This is a genomic window from Pseudomonas sp. NPDC087697, from assembly GCF_044743155.1.
Classification (GTDB): domain Bacteria; phylum Pseudomonadota; class Gammaproteobacteria; order Pseudomonadales; family Pseudomonadaceae; genus Aquipseudomonas.
Genome location: NZ_JBIUVW010000018.1, coordinates 23,446 through 42,220, shown reverse-complemented (window position 1 = coordinate 42,220; position 18,775 = coordinate 23,446). Strand labels below are relative to the sequence as shown.

Sequence of the window (18,775 nt, the reverse complement as noted above, 5' to 3'; positions counted from 1 at the left end):
TAAGCATTCAACGCAGCGCGTAATCCAGCACGATCCCGATGAAAATCGCCAACCCGGCCCAATGGTTATGCAGGAAGGCCTGGAAACACTTCAGTCGGTCCTTGTCTCGGGTGTACCAAAACTCCCAGGCAAAGCACGCGGCCGCTGCCAGCAACCCCAGGTGGAACCAGCCGCCAAGCTCAAACTTCGATCCCGCCAGCAGCAAGCACGCCAGGGCCAGCCCTTGCAGCGTGAGAATGATCACCCGATCGGCATCGCCGAACAGAATCGCCGTGGACTTCACGCCAATCTTCAAATCGTCGTCGCGGTCAGTCATGGCGTAATAGGTGTCGTAACCCACGGTCCACAGCAGGTTGGCGATCCATAGCAACCAGGCAATGGCCGGCAGCTCACCGGTTTCGGCGGTGAACGCCATCGGCATGCCCCAGGAGAACGCCGCGCCCAGCACCACTTGCGGGTAATAGGTGTAGCGCTTCATGAACGGGTAAGTGGCAGCCAGCGCCAGACCGCCGAACGACAGCCAGACCGTGGCCGCGTTAGTGCACAGCACCAACAGGAAACTCACGCCCATCAGCAGTGCGAAGAACACCAGCGCTTCTTTCGAACTGATCTTGCCGCTGACCAATGGTCGTTGTTCGGTACGTTGCACATGACCGTCGACTTTGCGATCAGCCCAGTCATTGATCACGCAGCCACCGGCGCGGGTCAGCACTACGCCAAGGACGAAAATAACGATATTGGCCAGTGACGGCGAACCCTTGCCGGCAATCCACAGTGCCCACAAGGTCGGCCACAGCAGCAGATAAATGCCGATGGGCTTGTCCATCCGGGTCAGCTGAATAAAATCCCAGGCACGTGGGTTCAAGCGATTCAGGGATTTGAGCAGGCTTTGGTACATCAGCAGTTCTCCGCATTCGAGCAAACAGCACGCCACAGCGTTGGCAGGAATATTTCCGCGACCAGCACGCTCAGGTCCCCCCGATCGAAACGCGAGCGCCGGCCCCACAGTTCCGGTGCCTGAGACTCACTCGGCAACCACTCGACGGGATAGTGACAAACCTCGATGGCGCGGCGCTGGAACGCCTGATCGCAAAACAGCAACTCGCCCAGGGAGCGGCTGCCCAACTCATCCATATTTAGCCCGCCGTCCTGCAACGAGCTGCGCGCCGCCACACTTCGGGCAAACACCCAGGCTTCACCGTGACCGCGCAAATACACCTCACGTACCCAGCCTTCACTGCTTTCGGGCAACTCCAGCGCGGCGCATTCGTCTGCGCGTAAAGGCTGCCAGCCTTCGAATAATGGCGTAACGCTGAAGCCGTCATCCGACAAACGGGTCAGGCGGCGGGTGAGCGAGCCTTCATCGAATAGCCAGTCGAGGGTTTGCGCGTCGGGAAGGGGCGTCAGCTGGCTTTGTGGAAGCCAGAGCGGGGCAGGTGTGAGGAGTTTTGAGTGCGGCACAGTGAGTCAGTATTGGCAGCAAATGAGGCGGCGAGCTTAACATGTCGGTCGGTGATATTGACTGATCAGGCGGGGTAAGGCAGCGAACAGGCTTGCATCTGTTGCGCCCGATCAGTACAAAACGCCTTGAGCCGGGCGGCAGGCCTATACCTATCGACCGTTCGCGCCAGAAAAAGCCTGAGAATCTGAGGAAACAAGTGATGAAGAAGTGGCAATGCGTGGTCTGTGGGCTGATCTACAACGAAGCCGACGGCTGGCCTGATGATGGCATCGCCGCCGGGACCTTGTGGCAGGACGTACCGGAAGACTGGCTGTGTCCGGACTGTGGCGTCGGCAAAATGGATTTCGAGATGATCGAAATCGCTGCCTGATCAGCGTTTTCTATGAATTGAAGAGGAGTAAGGAATGAACGCACCTGTCGTGATCGTCGGCACTGGGCTGGCTGGCTACAACCTGGCCCGGGAGTTTCGCAAACTCGATGGCGAAACACCGCTGCTGCTGATTACCGCAGATGACGGACGCTCTTACTCCAAGCCGATGCTCTCCACCGGTTTCGGCAAGAACAAGGACGCCGATGGCCTGAGCATGGCCGAACCGGGTGCCATGGCCGAACAGCTCAAAGCTGAAGTGCGCACCCACACGCGCATCAGCGGCATCGACCCTGGCCACAAACGCCTGTGGATCGGCGAAGAAGCTGTGTCCTATCGCGACCTGATCCTCGCCTGGGGCGCGGAAACCGTGCGCGTGCCGGTGCAGGGCGATGCGCCTGAGGCGATCTTCCCGATCAACGACCTCGAAGACTATGCGCGCTTTCGTGCAGCGGCGGCCGGTAAGCGTCGGGTGCTGCTGCTCGGTGCCGGCCTGATTGGCTGTGAGTTCGCCAACGACCTGATCCTCGGTGGTTATGAAGTGCAGCTGGTCGCGCCGTGCGAACAAGTCATGCCGACGCTGCTTCACCCGGCGGCGGCTGCTGCGGTGCAGGCCGGGCTGGAAAGCCTGGGCGCGCAGTTCCACTTAGGTCCGGTACTTAACAGCTTGCAGCGCACCGATGACGGACTCGAAGGGCATTTGTCCGATGGCCAGGTGATCCCCTGCGACGTCGTGGTATCCGCCATTGGCCTGCGCCCGCGCATCGATCTGGCGGCCGCTGCCGGTTTGCAGATCAATCGCGGCGTGGTCGTTGACCGTCACCTGAAGACCTCCCACGCCAATATTTACGCCTTGGGCGACTGCGCCGAGGTCGATGGGCTGAATTTGCTGTACGTGATGCCCCTGATGAGCTGTGCGCGTGCGCTGGCTCAGACCCTGGCCGGCAACCCGACTGCGGTCAGCTACGGCGCGATGCCGATTACCGTGAAAACACCGGTCTGCCCATTGGTGGTGTCCCCACCGCCACGGGGTTTTGAAGGTATCTGGACCGTCGAAGGGCAGGGTGCCGACATCAAGGCACTGTGCCGTGATGCCAGCGGAAAACTGCTGGGTTACGCGCTTACCGGGGCTGCGGTGATGGATAAACTGGCTCTAAACAAGGAACTTCCGGCGCTTCTGGCGTAAATACCGGTCGTTCTGTCGGAATCACCCCGCTTTTGCCCCTACAAAGGTCGCCCCGAGACTGGCGCCGCAAGTAACCGCGTGCCATCCTCACTCCCGTCTGCCGCAGAGTAGAGCCTGCGGCGCCTTGGGCGCTGTTCCGGAAGAACAGCACGGACATAACAACAAAAAACCGTCAAAGAGGCTTCACTATGCGTAAACCAGAACTCGCCGCAGCAATCGCTGAAAAGGCTGACCTCACCAAAGAACAGGCTAACCGCGTTCTCAACGCCGTCCTCGAAGAAATCACCGGCGCTCTGCACCGTAAAGACAGCGTCACCCTGGTGGGCTTCGGTACTTTCCTGCAGCGTCACCGTGGCGCTCGCACCGGCAAGAACCCGCAAACTGGTGAGCCAGTGAAAATCAAGGCCAGCAACACCGTTGCTTTCAAACCAGGCAAGTCGTTGAAAGATAGCGTTAATCCATAAATGCTGCGAACTCCCTGAATTGCGGGGAGAGTCGTATTGAAAATGGGCACGCCGATTGAATCGGGTGCCCATTTTTTATGGTTGATAGCAATGTGCAGAGTCAGATTGTGGGGGGCGCTCATGCTGAGTTCATCGACAGCCGGATATCGGGTCAACGCACGCGAAATTCTGGAGTGGCGTAAACAACATCGACCAGCAGAGCTGGCCGATGCGTGAGACGGTCGGGTTGAATCAGGCGACCGGGGTACGCCAGTCATCGGAACCCGAAGTACCGGATACTTCGTGGGTCCAGGTGATTTTGCGATAGGTGAACTGCACTTCTTCCAGGTGAGTGAAGTGCGAGTTCGACGGGTCCTGGCAGTTATGCATTTTGTTGTTGATGGCGACGATGATCGCGTCTTCCAGTTTGGTGGTGTAGTAGTGCTCCTGGGTGCCTTGCGCCGAGGTGCGGTACCACTGGATAACGATTTCGCTCATGCGCTCGCCGGAGGTCAGCGCCGCCTGCAGCAGTGGCGAAGCCTTGTCGTAGACCTTGGTGATCACCGCTGGCTTGTGCATGCGCTGACCGGTCGGTTGGCCGGACTGCGGGTCACGCGGGATGATCACGTCGTGGCTGAACGGCTGAATCATGACCTGATCTTCGTGACCTTCCTGGTAGGAGTTGCCAACCGAGTCGGCGGTGAAAGCGCCGGCAGTGATCAGGCCTTGTTTTTCGCCAGTGACGGACATGTATGCGGGTGTAGCCATGGTGGTGCTCCTTGCTAAAAGTTAAGGGTTCCTGAGAAGCGATATTGCGTAGTGCGTGCAGCGGGGTTGTTGTTACCAAGAGCCATAGGGAATGCCGAACTGGATTCCTTTCAATTGCCGGGAGCTTGGTTGTTCATCCATAGGTAGCTAGCACCATGTGGGCAAACTCTTTCTTGCTTGGCTGAAGATAAGCGTGCTGCTCCAAGTACGTGCGCCATGCGGATTCAAGCATGGGTCCATCGATATCGCCGTCGGTAGCGAGATAAGCTGCGGCATCGTCCTTCACCGCTTGGGTGTAGTGTTTCGAGGGGCCATCTTTAGTGGCATCTGAGGTCGAAATAAACGGCCCGACCGTTGTAAAGATCAACCCAAATCCAGTCAGCATCGAGTATTCAAGGGGGCCACCCTTTAATAGGCAGCCAACACCGAGGCACCCTTCAGCCCGAACAGAGGCGCTGGCTACGAGTGTGAACATGGCAACCCAATAGCACCCGAAGGCAAACGCCGATTTTTATTGTGCATGACGTATGTATCGACCTCCTTTACCTCGCCACCGCAGGTGGTCTTGTCACCTAAACGGATGAAATGTCCTTCAGTCATTGATTGAACTTCCTGTCTACTGGCGGCATTGGAGTATTCCAGTGGTCGTGGTTTCTGGTGATTGTTCATGGATTACCAGGAGCCATAGGGAATACCGAACTGGTCGATGTAGGCTTTGGATTCCTCTGAAAGGGGTCGATGTTTTCCATTGGACGTGCCCCCATAGGGGCCTTCGGGATTGATCGTGCCTACTACGCGGGTAACCTCGGTTGACTTCAGGCACGGGCCACCCAAATACACTTTGGCGATACCGCCCGGTGCCAGGCCAATGATCAGCAGCTTTCGGTAATCGGTTTTCCATTTGCCGGCGGCACCGCAGTAAGCCTCTTCACCCTTGAGCATGGTGGTTCGAGCCGGCTCTGGGATCTCGATGTACGCCTCATAAGTTTGCGGCTCGGCCAGCGACTGCCAACGTACGTAGACCAAGCGGGGGAGACCTGCACCGGTTACGCGTCGACCACTCCCGCCCGGATGCTCGGCCCATCCTTTGGGGTTGCCGCGAAACTTCGTTGGTATCCCTTTGCTGAATGCAGTTGGATAGCCGGTCGACACTCCTCCGCTGCCTGCACCGCGGAACACGCGTCCATTGATATCAACCACGTCTGCCGTTTCAATCCAGGCTTCCATATAGGGCGGCCCAAAAAAATCCAGCGTCCAACCGTCATAAGGCAGTGACTGACCAATTCCCGTGGCGCATCCCCCCGCGAGCAACACCAATAACATTGCAACACTCGCTTTAACTGCGGGTGAGTTCTTAAACATTGGGATGTACCACTCGCCTATGATTTTCGGCTGGCCGATTGATGAACACGATGTCCAGATCGCTGTTGTTGAAGCCTTTGAGGGCGTTCCAGTTCGCGGAGAGATGGATATAGCGCCCAACGAGCAAAGCCTCTTCGTCCAGACTCAAACCCATGCGGCGGGTTTCGCCCAGCGCGTAAGCCATCAGTTTTTGAGCGATCGGTTGCAGTTCAACAGGTAACGCATACTTTTGATCATCTTCGTCAATAGAGCGGAAAGGAACGTCGTGCCTTGCACCCCACTCACGCATGATGCGCAGGTAAATCAAGGCCAGTTCATTACGCACTTCCTGCTGGCTGCTGACCGCCGCATACACATGCTGCCACTTTTCGTGGTCACCTTTGACCTTGCGTTCAAACTTCAGCACCCAGGTTTGCACCTGCAATGACAGATCATGAAGGTTGAGCTGATCCTGAAGGCGATGCAGTTCGGTTTGGGTCCAACGATAGGCAATGGATCTCATGGGGGACGCGTGAGCATCCTCCTGGCTACGGAATGGCTTGCTGAGCAGAATGTGCTCCGTAGCGCGAGGCAGATAACCGCCGCCAAGGTCAGAATGAACGCCCGGCAACACGATATCGGCAACTCCTGCACTGTTGAGCGAAAAGTTGTGGCGACGCTCGTCCCGTGCCACCAGATGCACGACTTTTTTGGCCAGGTCCGGCGCCAGGTACAGGTTTACGCCAGGGTTGTTGGCGTCGTGGATGCTGACGCCGCCACTGGAAACGCTCGCGACGGCGGCAACGGTGTCGAAGATGCCGATAAAATTGATGGACACATCGATGTTGGCGCGCCAGGCAAACTCCTCGATGAACAGTGATGAGTCGGCTGGCAGTAGCGTGGCCAATGGGTTCTGCTCCCCCTTCACTACTTCATTCGCGAAATGTCGGGCGGCAGCAGCGCCTCGGCTGAAACCGAAAATGTCGAATTCGATGCGCTCAATTTTTCGTTCAGGATTTGATAGTTCAAACCGCTCAATCCTTTCGAGAATTCGTGCTGGACTCTGCTCAACTCGCGCCAATACACCCTGCGCGCCCAAACCGGTCATCTGTGAGTAAAGCGAATCTTCTGCTCCGCTACTGGTGCCGATACCCTCCAGATAAACGCTGATTGACGCTTTGCTCTCATCTGCCGAGAGCTGACGTTCGCTATCATCGTTGAACAGGTCATGGAGCTTCGCCACATTACTGCTGTCATTCCCATAACTGTTATCCGGCGCTCCCCCTTTGCCGTCATACCCATGGGCCTGACAAAACTGCCGAATATCCTCAGCCAGCGCCTCCAAACCCACATCCCGCGCATAGCACCCAGCGACCATTTCACTGTTGGACCGGTTGTTGCCGGTGCCATCGAAGAACACGCCGATCCGCAAGGTGACCCCCTCCAGTTCGACTTCTTCCTCCTCTTCCTCCAGTTCGCCTGACTCTTCGTCCTCAGGTGGCGCAGGCGCGACGGATGCCAACAAGCCGGCCGCCGCCCCCGGCAGTAATGCAAGTGCGGCCATGCCCGACACCGGAGAACCGCCGTCCTCAATCGCGGTACTGCTGAAAATACCGTCAGCGTCGATCACGATGTGGTGACCACCTGCTTTCAAGGTAATGCTGGCCCCCGCATCCAGCACCAGACTGGCCCCTGCCTTGATATGAACCTGCTCGCCGGCCTCGACCACCAAGGTTTCGCCGATTTGTGTGTGGCTGGTGCTGGCTACCTGTAAGTAGTCGTTAGCCTTGAGCTGGACTTTGCGATCCGCCGCGACCGTGCGATGTTCTTCAGCCCCCAGCACCGTAATGCTGTTGCCCTTGATGATTTCCCGGCGCTCGTTACCCACTTCCAGCCGACTGTCATTTTTGACTTTTTGCTCCATATCCCGCTGGGCACGCAGGTAGATCAGCTCTTGCCCTGCGCGATCTTCAATCGACAGTTCGTTGTAACCACCCGTGCTGGGGGAGCTGTGGCTGCGCAGCACGGTTTTGGTTTTGTTCTCGGGCAAGGGGTAGGGCGCAGGCGTGACTTTGTTCCTTAAGCAACCGGTGATCAACGGATTATCGGGATTGCCTTCGAGGTAGGTGACGAGGACTTCCATGCCGATACGCGGAATGGTCACCGCGCCGAAATTATCCCCCGCCCAGCTGGATGAAACCCGCAGCCAGCAACTGCTTTTTTCGCTGTCGCGTTCGGCCCGGTCCCAGTGAAACTCGACTTTGACGCGACCATATTCATCGCAGTAAATCTCTTCGCCGGTAGGGCCGGTGACGCGGGCGGTCTGGCAGACCAGAGCCGGTCTTTGTGCAGGCATCGGTGGCCGGTAAAACACGTCCCACGGAATGGCGCTGAAAGTGTTGCGATAACCCTGAGTGAAACCGTCATCGGGGTTGTTGTCGCTGGTAATTGCTTCCTCCAGTGACTGAGGTTGCTTGCCTGTGTGCGTCACACTGAGCAACAACCACAAATCGTTGCACTGCTGACGAGGGTGTTCGGTCAGATTGAAAAAGTGGCCGCTGCGCAGAGTCGGCTGATCGCTTTCGCCCTCCGCCAATTGGTAATCGGTTCGGTGCCGTTCCAGCGCCTGCCGGGCGAGCTGTTTAGCGCGCTTTTCGCTCTCGAAGAACAGTGGGTAGCGATAGTCTTCAAGCTCAGGGCTGAACTCGGCAGTGAAGTGGCTTTCCAGCAACAGGCTCGGCCGCTTCAGGTCATAACCCCGGCGCGTGGTCGTGCTGGTACGGGTGCTGAAACGCAGGGAGAACTGGCTGACGACCGAATGCTCCGCCACCATGCCGGCGTCTTGCTGATAAGGAGTTTCGCCCAGCGTGGGGAAGAAGGTCTGGTCATCGGTAAACACCAGCACATGGCCTTCGCGGGAATGCTGGTGATGCCACGCGATACCGTCCTCGGCGCACAGCCGCTGGACGAACTCAAAATCACTTTCCCCATATTGGGTGCAGTATTCGCGCTCGGGACTTGTTCTGACGTTGAAGGTAAAAGCATCAGCCTGGATGCCATGCGCCTTGAGTACCCGAGCGATGATTTTCGGCACCGTCTGGCTCTGGAAAATCCGATGATCGTGGCTGAACTGCAAATAGTGCAGCGCCGGCACCAGGGTCAGGTGATAACGGGTCAGGCGTTTGCCGACATCACCCGTGGAAACCCCGTCGATATAGCCATGAATTCCTTCGCCGTTAAGGCCGAACTGGAGGAAAGCGGGCTGGCTGAGCAGGCTCTCCAGATCGAAATCAGGGTACTCGCTAACCAGCTCCACCCGAATTGCATACAGGCTGCTGATGGTTTCAATGCCATCGAAGGCCAGCACCTTGAAATCGTTGCGAACAGTGGGGATATGCAGCGCAAATTGCGCAGTATTGGCCGACCCGAACATACGCTTATCCTTAAGCAGAGAGGAGATAACGCGCGATATCCAAACCGTCCTTGGTCTGCGCACACAAAAGTTGCAGGGCACGCTAACAAGGCAGAAAACGAAATAATGTAGGAGGAGTCCCTAACGTCAGTCAGAGCGCTCCGTGTTTCAGAGTGTTGCGTTAGCAAACGACAGAGACGGTGCAAGTCGAGTGCAATTGGGTGGTCAATTCCATGCAATTTCGCTGTATATCGCCACATTTGAGGAGTTTGCTGATATATAAGGTGCCACTATTTTGATGGCACTTTTTAATTGGCTGTTGTTGTCACTGACCTGGAAATTGTTGGCATTAACTTTGTCAGAAAGATCCTACATTTATCATTTTTAATTCTTGTCATGCTTTGCGCCAACCTCAAAGGACAGATGTTCAATGATGACGGCCAGGTTTGCAGGACCGCTCTGGCTCAACGGTTCCGGGGCGATTGGCCGAAAGCGGAAATATTAAACTGACATCAGGGGATCCCCTGTCACATATAGGGTGATCACCTACACGCTACAGAGAACACTTCGTCTTGTTGTTTAATTGGATGCTTGCTAGTGGCCACCATCGTGAGTAGGATGCGCACCACTTGAAAGAGCACGGTACTCAATTGGATGAGTCTTTCGCGATGCTCTTGATACTGTCCAACGCACCGAAACTCCGGAAGGCGTACAGACCGTAATACTATTAAAGGCCAGGGATGTCCTATTCAAGCAAACTTTCTGCTCATTACCTTGAACTCGCCAAGTGCTCTGTTTCCAAAGAGAATTTTGCGGGCGAGGATGTTCGCTTTTCGAGCGAATATGAGGCATTGGAAAGCGAGTTGGGCAAAGCCCAATCCATGCATGAAAGCGGTCAGATCGACTGGCTGAAAATCCGCGAAAACAGTGAAGCGCTGCTGCGAACCCAATCCAAGGATTTGCGGGTCGGCGCCTGGCTGACCTGGGCGCTGTATCAGCGCGAATCCTTCCAGGGGCTGCTGGCCGGTCTCGGCCTGCTGCACCATCTGTGCGAGCACCACTGGGCCGAAATTCACCCGAACAAGGCCCGCACCCGCTCCGCTGCCATCAGTTGGTTGGTCCCGCGTCTCGAACAGGTGCTGAGCGAAAACGTCGCGATCAAAGAACAACTGCCGCTGTTCCGTCGATTGGTCGAGCACCTGGAAGGCCTCGATGCCGCCTGCACCGAGCACCTGGGCGACGACGCGCCGCTGCTGCTGCCGATCTCCCGCCGCCTGAAAAACATGGTCCAGCGCGCCGCCGACAACCAGCCGGAGCCCGGCGCTGTAGGCGCGGTGGTGGCTCAGGTCAAACAGGCCGCGACCCAGCTGTTCACCCCCGGCGCGCCGATCGACAACGAAAAAGAAGCCCACAAGGCCCTGCGCGCGCAGCAGGAAAATGCGCGCCCGCTGTGCGCCTGGTGGCTGAAACAGAAAGCCACCGACCTGCGCGCCCTGCGCTTGAATCGCACTCTGTTGTGGTTGCCGATCGATGCCGTCCCCGAGCGCAATTCCGAGCAGATTACTGCCCTGCGCGGGCTGCCGGCCGACAAGCTGAAAATCTACCAGGACCGTTTCGACCAGGGGAAATTTGCCGACCTGCTGGTGGAACTGGAAGCCAGCCTGGCCAAGGCGCCGTTTTGGTTCGATGGCCAGCGGCTGGTCTGGGAATGTTTGCAGGGATTGAACGCCGACCTGGCCATGCGCGAAGTGGAAATTCACTTCGCGTTGTTGATTCAGCGCCTGCCAGGCATCGTCGAATTGCGTTACCACGATGGCGCGCCGTTCGCTGATCCGGCCACCCGCGCCTGGATCAGCGCCAACGTGATGCCCCATCTGCAAACCGCCAGCGCGCCGCGCAAGGTCGAAGTCAGCACCAGCCAACCGGCCTGGGAGCTGGCGCTCGAAGAGGTTTTGCCGGTGCTGCGCAAGGACGGCCTCAAGGCCGCCGTGCAGATTCTCAAGCAAGGCCTGCAAGCCGCCCACGGCGGGCGCGTGCGGTTCTTCTGGCAGTTCAGCCTGGCGCGGCTGTGCTTCCTGGCCAAGAAATACGAACTGGCCAAGACCCAACTCGAAACCCTCGATTCAGAATTACAGAACTCAGGCTTGCACGCCTGGGAGCCTGATCTTGCGCTGGAAGTGCTGCACCTCCTGCATAGCTGCTGTGAGTTGTTGCCGCAGAACCACGCAGTGCGAGAACGCAAGGAAGAGATTTATCGCAGGCTGTGCCACCTCGATCTCGAAGTGGTACTCGAATAGGCCCCAGGGCCACAACCGCAAGGAGAAAAGCCATGGCCAAAGAAGGCTCGGTAGCCCCCAAGGAACGCATCAACGTCACCTTCAAACCCGCCACCGGCGGTGCTCAGGAAGAGATTGAACTGCCGCTGAAACTACTGGCAATCGGTGACTACACCCACCGCGCGGACGAGCGCAAAGTTGAAGATCGCAAGCCGATCAGCATCGACAAGATGACCTTCGACGAAGTCCTCGCCAAGCAAGAACTGCAGCTGACGTTGAGCGTGCCGAACCGTCTTCAGGAAGAGGGCGACACCGAAGAGCTGGCGGTGAAATTGCGCGTCAATTCGATGAAGGACTTCAACCCGGCCAGCCTGGTCGAGCAAGTGCCTGAGCTGAAAAAACTGATGGAACTGCGTGACGCACTGGTGGCCCTCAAAGGCCCGCTGGGTAACGCACCTGCCTTCCGCAAAGCCATCGAAGGCGTTCTCGCCGACGACGAATCGCGTGGTCGCGTACTGGGTGAGCTGGGCCTGAACGCCGCAGCCCAGGACGCCTGAGTCCCCATCAGCCAAGGAAGCCAACACTATGAGCACCAGTGCAGCACAGCAAAAAGCTAGCGAGAACGGCGAATACAGCATCCTCGACAGCATCATCGCCGAAACCCGTCTGACCCCGGACGACGAAGCCTACGACATCGCCAAGCGCGGCGTGTCGGCGTTCATCGAAGAACTGCTCAAGCCGCAGAACAACGGTGAGCCGGTCAAGAAGGCCATGGTTGACCGCATGATCGCCGAGATCGATGCCAAGCTCAGCCGTCAGATGGACGAAATCCTCCACCACCCGGACTTCCAGTCGCTGGAGTCGGCGTGGCGTGGTCTGCAGTTGCTGGTCGACCGCACCAACTTCCGCGAAAACATCAAGATCGAAATCCTCAACGTCTCCAAGCAAGACCTGCTGGACGATTTCGAAGATTCGCCGGAAGTGATGCAGGCTGGCCTGTACAAGCACATCTACACCGCTGAATACGGCCAGTTCGGTGGCCAGCCGGTGGGCGCGATCATCGCCAACTACTTCATGTCGCCAAGCTCGCCAGACGTGAAACTGATGCAGTACGTGTCGAGCGTTGCGTGCATGTCCCACGCGCCGTTCATCGCTGCTGCCGGCCCGAAATTCTTCGGCCTGGAAAGCTTCACCGGCCTGCCGGACCTGAAGGATCTGAAAGATCACTTCGAAGGCCCGCAATTCGCCAAATGGCAGAGCTTCCGTCAGTCCGAAGACTCCCGTTACATCGGCCTGACCGTGCCGCGTTTCCTGCTGCGCAACCCGTACGATCCGGAAGAAAACCCGGTGAAATCGTTTGTGTACAAAGAAACCGTCGCCAACAGCCACGAGCACTACCTGTGGGGCAACACCGCCTACGCGTTCGGCACCAAGCTGACCGACAGCTTCGCCAAATTCCGCTGGTGCCCGAACATCATCGGCCCACAAAGCGGTGGCGCGGTTGAAGACCTGCCGTTGCACCACTTCGAAAGCATGGGCGAAATCGAAACCAAGATTCCGACCGAAGTGCTGGTGTCCGACCGTCGCGAATACGAGCTGGCCGAGGAAGGCTTCATCTCCCTGACCATGCGCAAGGGCAGCGACAACGCCGCGTTCTTCTCCGCAAGCTCGGTGCAGAAGCCGAAGTTCTTCGGCATCAGCGCTGAAGGCAAGGCGGCAGAGCTGAACTACAAGCTCGGCACCCAACTGCCGGACATGATGATCGTCAACCGCCTGGCTCACTACTTGAAAGTGCTGCAGCGCGAGCAACTCGGTTCGTGGAAAGAACGTACCGACCTCGAGCTGGAACTCAACAAGTGGATCCGTCAGTACGTCGCCGACCAGGAAAACCCGAGCGCCGAAGTCCGTGGTCGTCGTCCGCTGCGTGCTGCCCAGATCATCGTCAGCGATGTTGAAGGCGAGCCTGGCTGGTACCGCGTCAGCCTGAACGTGCGCCCGCACTTCAAGTACATGGGTGCCGATTTCACCCTGTCGCTGGTTGGCAAGCTGGACAAAGAGTAAGCGGAGCTAACTCATGACTGGATACGGCAGCCTTTTCGAACGCCTGGGTGGCGACGCGGATAAACGCGTCGGCTGGAGCCGCGAGGTCTCCGCCATGGCGTCGGTGGCTGCCCATCTGGCCAAGATGCTCAGCACCCGTGCGGGCAGCGTGCAAACGCTGTCCGATTACGGGCTACCCGATCTCAACGACATGCGCCTGAGCCTGCACGACTCCCTGAGTCAGGCCCGCCTGGCCATCGAACGCTTCATCGAAGCCTACGAGCCACGCCTCACCAACGTGCGTGTCGTTTCCCTGCCGCGAGACAACGATCAACTCAGGCTGACCTTCAGTATCGAAGGCCTGCTGGAAGTTGAAGGTTTCAAGCGTCAGGTCAGTTTTGCCGCGCGCCTGGATGGCAGCGGTCAAGTCAAGGTCAACTAAGGAGACGACGATGTCCGGTAAACCCGCAGCCCGAGTCGGTGACCCTACCGCTTGCCCGCTCCCCGGCCACAGCACCAACCCGATCGCCACCGGTTCCGGCGACGTGTTCTTCGACGGCCTCGCGGCCGCCCGCCTGGACGATGTCTCGGCCTGTGGCAGTGCGATTTCCGGAGGGGTGGCGAGTACCGTTTTGATCAACGGTAAACCGGCGGCGACCGTCGACTCCGTAGGTACTCACGGCAATAAGGTTACTGCTGGGTCTTCGACGGTGATTATCGGGAACTCGCATACGCCGGCGCCGTTCTCTGGGCTCGTCGCGACCACGCTGGCCGCCGTTGTTGCACTCGATTACAAGCTCGATATGAAATCCGGCGGCAATCGGATTCTGACGCCGCTTGAGGTTCCGGACTTCGATGAGCTCAAAACGGGCGCGTCGAAAAATCGTGAGCTAGTCGATTTTGTCATCGAAAACCGCAAGGCTGCGGCTGACTCGGTGAAGCTGGAAGTACTGGATGGCGAAAAACTGATTTACGCCGAACCCAATACAGCCCCATTCCTGCCGACTGGCAAGCACCCATGGCAGTGGGATGGCTATGACGCTGCCGGGATTCTCGATACTCGCATTCTGAAAAGCCCAAACCTTAAAGTTCGTCTGACAGTGACTCAAGGCGGGGAAAAACAGGTCACTGATCTGAAGCTCAAGTGCGCGGCTGAAGAAGTGAAGTGGGTCGATGTGCGTGTCGACCGCAACGCCTTGAGCGTTGACGTCGTGTTGCGGCCGAGCTTCTCCGATGGCGGCAGCAGTGGTTCTACACCTGGCCTCGCTGCGACGCCGTTCAGCACGCTGCTGGGTTGGGCCCAGGAAGGTATCGAACTCTACTGGTCGCGTAATGGATCGCGCGGCGGTGGTATTGCGAGTGGAATAACGACGAGCAAGGGTGTTTATAAAGTAACGGTCAAGGCAGATGTTAATGCCACACCTAAAGCTGGAAATTTTCCTCTTATTGACTCGTTGTCTGCAGACTTTGGGCGCTCTACCAGTCTCGCCATCGCAAGAAAGGTTTATCACAACGCCGGCTATGCCTATAACCAGCTCGTCACTCGTCAAGGCATCAGTGCTTCCTACGCAATGAACTATGCAAAAGAAGAGTTCAAGGAAACGTCGGCGCATGAATTTGGGCACTTGATCCTGAACGAGTATGGCGGTGGTCTCATTCCTACCTATTCGTGGACCCACAAAGACTCATCCTCACTGATGCAGAACCCGAAGGAGAATCATCCAACTCCTGGCTCGGGTGAGGTGGATGTCATGCATTACTTCAGTAGCTACACAAGTTCAGCTACTGAGTTGCGAAGCCGCATGTCTGCCTCCGAACAAGACGTCAAAAGCCTGCTCTGGCTGGCCAGGGTCGAATTCGATGATTAAGTTCGCCGGCTTCATCCTGCTCTTCACATCCCTGACTAGCTGCGCGGCACAACAGGTTTACAACAACCATGTTTACGTCGAGAACCGCTGCGGCCAACCCCTGGAAATGAAGATTTCCAACAGTTCCAATCTGCATTCACTGGAGCGCAATGTGAAGGCCGAAGCAGGATCGCGCGCCTTGGTGGCGAGCTTTGCCTCTTATGGCGAAGACGTGATCGAACAAATACCGGGCAACTATTCGCTGACCATCACCGATGCCGCCGGCACCAAGGTGATTGACGGTGCCCAGCTGCGACAGCGCTTGAACGGCGTAAAAAAAATCAATGACGGCACTCAGCGTGAGTGGACGATCAACGATGCGTCGATCTGCCCATGAAGCTGCCAAGGATGAACTCGATGATTAAGTGGACCGGTCTTTTTGCGTTCTTCGTGTCATTGACTGCCTGCGCCGCGCAACAGGTCTACCGCAACGACGTGTACTTGCTGAACACCTGCGGAGTGCCGCTGGAACTGTCCCTGGCCCATGACTCCAACTACGACGATCAACCCCGCAGCTTCACGTTAAGCCCGGACGAACGCCGCTCCATTGCCAACTACACGTCGGCTGGGAAGGACGTGTCGGGCCAGATAAGCGACCAGTACAGCCTGTCAATTAAAACCGCCCGCGCCGCCAAAACCATCGATGCGCAGACGTTGCGCTCGGCTTTGACGAGGGTCGAAAAAGTCGAAGAAAAAGCCGTTCGTTCATGGACGATTGATGACCGATCTTTTTGCCCATGACGTAAGCGTTTGTTGAATGTCCCGACTCTGAAATTTTTGCGAAAACGACAAACAGGTAACCCCCCGTGTCTTTTAACCACTACTACCAAAGCGAACTCACCGCACTTCGCCAGTTGGGTCGTCGTTTCGCCGAGCGCAGTCCGGCGTTGGCGCCTTTCCTGGGGCAGGCCGGGCGTGACCCGGACGTAGAGCGGTTGCTGGAAGGTTTTGCGTTCCTCACCGGGCGTTTGCGGCAGAAGCTCGATGACGAGTTGCCGGAGCTCAGCCATTCGCTGATGCATTTGCTGTGGCCGAACTACATGCGGCCGTTGCCGGCGTTCAGCATTTTGCAGTTTGACCCGTTGAAGCGTTCCGGGCCGGCGTTGCAGGTGGAGCGTGATACGCCGGTCGAGAGTGTGCCGATCGATGACGTGCGTTGCCGGTTTCGGACCTGCTACCCGACTGAAGTCCTGCCGCTGGATCTGACCGCGCTGACGTACTCGGTGAAGGGTGACGGTTCGCTGTTGAGCCTGCGTCTGGAGATGAGTTGCGACGGGCATATCGGTGAGCTGGACTTGAGTCGTCTGCGCCTGCACCTGGCCGGCGAGCGTTACATCAGCCAGATGCTTTACCTGAGCCTGTTGCGCAACCTGGAAGGCATCGAGCTGATTCCGCTGGACTCGGCCGGCAAGCCGCTCAATGGCGCTAACGGCACGCCGATGGCCTTCAAAATGCCCGGCGACCGTGTGCAGCCGGTGGGTTTTGCCGAAGAAGAAGCGTTGATCCCGTATCCGCTGAACACCTTCCGTGGCTATCGCTACTTGCAGGAATATTTCGCCTTCCAGGACAAGTTCCTGTTCGTCGATTTGAATGGCCTGGACCTGCTCAAGTCTCTGCCCGAGGACACACTCAAGCAGATGCACGGCCTGGAGCTGCGTTTCGATATTCGCAAGAGCGGCATCCAGCGTCTGCGTCCGACGCTGGACAACGTGAAGCTCTACTGCACGCCCATCGTCAACCTGTTCAAGCACGACGCCTTGCCGATTCGCCTCGACGGTAAACAGGACGAGTACCTGCTGCTGCCGGCCGAATACGACCTGGAAAACTGCGGGGTGTTTTCGGTTGAAGGCGTTACCGGCTGGAAGCCGGGGGGCCTGGGTTATCAGGAATACGTGCCGTTCGAATCCTTCGAGCACGACCCGAGTTTCGACGTGCCGCAAAGCCGTCCGCATTACAGCATTCGCCAGCGCACCTCGTTGCTGCACGACGGCCTCGACACCTATCTGAGCTTCGGCATTCGCCACACCGAAGCCCACGAAACCCTGTCGATCGAGCTGATATGCACCAACCAGAACCTGCCACGCCGGCTCAAGCTCGGCGACATCTGCATGGCCTGCGAAGAGACCCCGGAGTTCCTCAGTTTCCGCAACATCACCCCGGCGACTTCAAGCTTCGCGCCGCCGCTGAGCCACGATTTTCTGTGGAAGCTGATCAGCAACATGTCGCTCAACTACCTGTCGCTGGCCAACGTCGACGCGCTCAAGGTGATTCTCGAAACCTACGACCTGCCGCGTTACTACGACCAGCACGCGCAGAAGGTCAGCAAACGCCTGCTGGGCGGGCTCAAGTCGATCAAGCATCAGCACGTCGACCGGCTGCACCGAGGGTTGCCGCTGCGCGGGTTGCGCACCGAGCTGACCATCGACCCGGAAGGCTATATCGGCGAAGGCGACCTGTTCGTGTTCGCTTCGGTTCTTAACGAGTTTTTCGCGCTTTACGCCAGTCTCAATTCGTACCACGAGCTGCGGGTAAAAAGCACACAGGGAGAGGTGTACCAATGGACACCACGTATGGGCCTTCAGCCTCTGCTTTAAGCGGGCTGACCCGAGGAATACGCGAGTACTCGCTGTTTCAGGCCGTGCTGCTGGTCGTCGATCGGCTGCGCGATGCCCACCCGTACCTGAGCGAAGAGGACTTGTACGACCAGCTGGAATTCCAGGCCAACCCGAGCTTGGGTTTCCCTGGCAGCGACGTCGATCGCGTGGAGTTTTTCCGCGAGCACGGGCAACTGCGCGCGCGCCTGCGTTTCAACCTGATCGGCCTGGTCGGTTCCGGTTCGCCGCTGCCGGCGTTCTACGGCGAGCAAGCCCTGGGCGACAGCGAAGACGGTAACCCGACGCGCAATTTCCTCGACCTGTTCCACCATCGTCTGCAGCGACTGATGCTGCCGATCTGGCGCAAGTACCGCTACCGCGCCAGCTTCGAGAGCGGCGCCCTCGATCCGTTTTCCTCGCAGCTGTTTGCGCTGATCGGCCTGGGTGGCGAAGACATCCGCAAGGCCCAGGAACTGAACTGGAAACGCCTGCTGCCGTACCTCGGTCTGTTGAGTTTGCGGGCGCACTCGGCGGCGTTGATCGAAGCCGTGCTGCGGTACTACTTCAAGCATGCCGAACTGACCATCGAGCAGTGCATCGAGCGCCGCGTCGAAATCCTCGACGAGCAGCGCAATCGTTTGGGCCGCGCCAATAGCGCGCTCGGTGAAGACCTGGTGCTGGGCGAGAGCGTGCGCGACCGCAGCGGCAAGTTCCGGATTCACATCCGCGAGCTCGACTGGCAACGCTTTCACGAATTCCTGCCGATCGGTTTCGGCTACCAGCCGCTGTGCGCGCTGGTGCGGTTCACCCTGCGTGACCCGCTCGATTACGACATTCGCCTGGTCCTGCGCCAGGAAGAAATCCGCGAACTGCGCATCGGTGAGCAGAACGCCTGTCGCCTTGGGTGGACCAGTTGGCTGGGCCGCGAACACGCGGACGGCGTGGTGACCCTGGGTAGCAAAATTCATTAAGGACGTGA

Annotated in this window: 17 protein-coding genes and 1 pseudogene; 12 read left to right on the top strand and 6 right to left on the bottom strand. The window is 58.0% G+C overall.

All coding sequences use genetic code 11. From position 1 onward, the window contains the following. Positions 1-7: 7 nt before the first annotated feature. Together ubiA and ACIPIN_RS14810 are read right to left on the bottom strand one after the other, a co-directional pair. On the bottom strand, positions 8-898 hold the full coding sequence (ubiA, locus tag ACIPIN_RS14815; RefSeq protein ID WP_401119821.1) for a 4-hydroxybenzoate octaprenyltransferase: 891 nt from the start codon (positions 896-898) through the stop codon (positions 8-10). Next, positions 898-1,461, bottom strand: a complete 564-nt coding sequence (locus tag ACIPIN_RS14810) for a chorismate--pyruvate lyase family protein (protein WP_401119819.1) — start codon at positions 1,459-1,461, stop codon at positions 898-900. Before ACIPIN_RS14810 ends, ubiA begins: the two co-directional genes overlap by 1 nt. 200 nt (positions 1,462-1,661) lie before the next feature. Here ACIPIN_RS14810 and ACIPIN_RS14805 point away from each other — a divergent pair, with 200 nt between their 5' ends. The 3 genes from ACIPIN_RS14805 to ACIPIN_RS14795 all read left to right on the top strand — a co-directional run bounded on the left by ACIPIN_RS14805 (position 1,662) and on the right by ACIPIN_RS14795 (position 3,479). Continuing rightward, a complete protein-coding gene (locus ACIPIN_RS14805; protein ID WP_019694300.1) occupies positions 1,662-1,832 on the top strand; it encodes a rubredoxin in 171 nt (56 codons plus the stop codon). 34 nt (positions 1,833-1,866) lie between these two features. Further along, positions 1,867-3,015: an NAD(P)/FAD-dependent oxidoreductase gene (locus ACIPIN_RS14800; protein WP_401119817.1), complete on the top strand. Its 1,149-nt coding sequence runs from the start codon at positions 1,867-1,869 to the stop codon at positions 3,013-3,015. A gap of 188 nt (positions 3,016-3,203) precedes the next feature. Next, positions 3,204-3,479, top strand: a complete 276-nt coding sequence (locus tag ACIPIN_RS14795; protein ID WP_003213368.1) for an HU family DNA-binding protein — start codon at positions 3,204-3,206, stop codon at positions 3,477-3,479. Positions 3,480-3,710: 231 nt separating this feature from the next. Here ACIPIN_RS14795 and ACIPIN_RS14790 read toward each other — a convergent pair whose 3' ends face one another. The 4 genes from ACIPIN_RS14790 to tssI form a co-directional block, all read right to left on the bottom strand. Beyond that, positions 3,711-4,226 (bottom strand): Hcp family type VI secretion system effector, encoded by a 516-nt coding sequence (locus ACIPIN_RS14790; RefSeq protein ID WP_401119815.1) that lies wholly within the window; start codon positions 4,224-4,226, stop codon positions 3,711-3,713. Positions 4,227-4,359: 133 nt separating this feature from the next. After that, positions 4,360-4,611 carry a DUF2388 domain-containing protein gene (locus tag ACIPIN_RS14785; RefSeq protein ID WP_401119813.1) on the bottom strand — a complete coding sequence of 84 codons (252 nt, stop codon included), beginning with the start codon at positions 4,609-4,611 and terminating at the stop codon, positions 4,360-4,362. Positions 4,612-4,898: 287 nt separating this feature from the next. Continuing rightward, positions 4,899-5,588: a DUF2931 family protein gene (locus tag ACIPIN_RS14780; RefSeq protein ID WP_401119812.1), complete on the bottom strand. Its 690-nt coding sequence runs from the start codon at positions 5,586-5,588 to the stop codon at positions 4,899-4,901. Next, positions 5,581-9,000 carry a type VI secretion system tip protein TssI/VgrG gene (gene tssI, locus ACIPIN_RS14775; RefSeq protein WP_401119810.1) on the bottom strand — a complete coding sequence of 1,140 codons (3,420 nt, stop codon included), beginning with the start codon at positions 8,998-9,000 and terminating at the stop codon, positions 5,581-5,583. The genes ACIPIN_RS14780 and tssI overlap by 8 nt, the downstream gene beginning before the upstream one ends. Positions 9,001-9,719: 719 nt before the next feature. Between tssI and tssA the strand changes: the two genes are divergently transcribed. From tssA to tssG, 9 genes and pseudogenes are all read left to right on the top strand, one after another. After that, positions 9,720-11,276 (top strand): type VI secretion system protein TssA, encoded by a 1,557-nt coding sequence (gene tssA, locus ACIPIN_RS14770; protein WP_401119808.1) that lies wholly within the window; start codon positions 9,720-9,722, stop codon positions 11,274-11,276. Positions 11,277-11,308: 32 nt separating this feature from the next. Beyond that, a complete protein-coding gene (gene tssB / locus ACIPIN_RS14765) occupies positions 11,309-11,812 on the top strand; it encodes a type VI secretion system contractile sheath small subunit (protein ID WP_071552749.1) in 504 nt (167 codons plus the stop codon). 28 nt (positions 11,813-11,840) lie between these two features. Then, the gene (gene tssC, locus ACIPIN_RS14760) at positions 11,841-13,316 is read left to right on the top strand and encodes a type VI secretion system contractile sheath large subunit (RefSeq protein ID WP_401119805.1); all 1,476 of its coding nucleotides are present in this window, start codon (positions 11,841-11,843) and stop codon (positions 13,314-13,316) included. A gap of 13 nt (positions 13,317-13,329) precedes the next feature. Further along, positions 13,330-13,737 carry a type VI secretion system baseplate subunit TssE gene (tssE, locus tag ACIPIN_RS14755; protein ID WP_054594682.1) on the top strand — a complete coding sequence of 136 codons (408 nt, stop codon included), beginning with the start codon at positions 13,330-13,332 and terminating at the stop codon, positions 13,735-13,737. A 10-nt stretch (positions 13,738-13,747) separates the two neighbouring features. After that, positions 13,748-14,137, top strand: a pseudogene (locus ACIPIN_RS14750) (PAAR domain-containing protein); the annotation flags it as partial. 1,018 nt (positions 14,138-15,155) lie between these two features. Then, entirely contained in the window at positions 15,156-15,539 is a 384-nt protein-coding gene (locus tag ACIPIN_RS14745) for a hypothetical protein (RefSeq protein WP_401119803.1), read from the top strand. Between the two features lie 11 nt (positions 15,540-15,550). Beyond that, positions 15,551-15,943 (top strand): hypothetical protein, encoded by a 393-nt coding sequence (locus tag ACIPIN_RS14740; protein ID WP_401119801.1) that lies wholly within the window; start codon positions 15,551-15,553, stop codon positions 15,941-15,943. Between the two features lie 65 nt (positions 15,944-16,008). Further along, complete coding sequence (tssF, locus tag ACIPIN_RS14735; RefSeq protein WP_401119799.1) at positions 16,009-17,796, top strand: type VI secretion system baseplate subunit TssF; 1,788 nt, start codon at positions 16,009-16,011, stop codon at positions 17,794-17,796. Continuing rightward, complete coding sequence (gene tssG / locus ACIPIN_RS14730; protein WP_401119798.1) at positions 17,760-18,767, top strand: type VI secretion system baseplate subunit TssG; 1,008 nt, start codon at positions 17,760-17,762, stop codon at positions 18,765-18,767. Before tssF ends, tssG begins: the two co-directional genes overlap by 37 nt. Positions 18,768-18,775: the final 8 nt, after the last annotated feature.

Bases quoted from the DNA above. Each gene is read 5' to 3' on its own strand.
- tssE (WP_054594682.1), top strand. From the start codon at position 13,330: ATGACTGGATACGGCAGCCTTTTCGAACGCCTGGGTGGCGACGCGGAT.
- ACIPIN_RS14780 (WP_401119812.1), bottom strand. From the start codon at position 5,588: ATGTTTAAGAACTCACCCGCAGTTAAAGCGAGTGTTGCAATGTTATTG.
- ACIPIN_RS14790 (WP_401119815.1), bottom strand. From the start codon at position 4,226: ATGGCTACACCCGCATACATGTCCGTCACTGGCGAAAAACAAGGCCTG.
- tssG (WP_401119798.1), top strand. From the start codon at position 17,760: ATGGACACCACGTATGGGCCTTCAGCCTCTGCTTTAAGCGGGCTGACC.
- tssB (WP_071552749.1), top strand. From the start codon at position 11,309: ATGGCCAAAGAAGGCTCGGTAGCCCCCAAGGAACGCATCAACGTCACC.
- ACIPIN_RS14795 (WP_003213368.1), top strand. From the start codon at position 3,204: ATGCGTAAACCAGAACTCGCCGCAGCAATCGCTGAAAAGGCTGACCTC.
- tssA (WP_401119808.1), top strand. From the start codon at position 9,720: ATGTCCTATTCAAGCAAACTTTCTGCTCATTACCTTGAACTCGCCAAG.
- ACIPIN_RS14805 (WP_019694300.1), top strand. From the start codon at position 1,662: ATGAAGAAGTGGCAATGCGTGGTCTGTGGGCTGATCTACAACGAAGCC.
- tssI (WP_401119810.1), bottom strand. From the start codon at position 9,000: ATGTTCGGGTCGGCCAATACTGCGCAATTTGCGCTGCATATCCCCACT.
- ubiA (WP_401119821.1), bottom strand. From the start codon at position 898: ATGTACCAAAGCCTGCTCAAATCCCTGAATCGCTTGAACCCACGTGCC.
- ACIPIN_RS14800 (WP_401119817.1), top strand. From the start codon at position 1,867: ATGAACGCACCTGTCGTGATCGTCGGCACTGGGCTGGCTGGCTACAAC.
- ACIPIN_RS14745 (WP_401119803.1), top strand. From the start codon at position 15,156: ATGATTAAGTTCGCCGGCTTCATCCTGCTCTTCACATCCCTGACTAGC.
- ACIPIN_RS14785 (WP_401119813.1), bottom strand. From the start codon at position 4,611: ATGCTGACTGGATTTGGGTTGATCTTTACAACGGTCGGGCCGTTTATT.
- ACIPIN_RS14740 (WP_401119801.1), top strand. From the start codon at position 15,551: ATGAACTCGATGATTAAGTGGACCGGTCTTTTTGCGTTCTTCGTGTCA.
- tssC (WP_401119805.1), top strand. From the start codon at position 11,841: ATGAGCACCAGTGCAGCACAGCAAAAAGCTAGCGAGAACGGCGAATAC.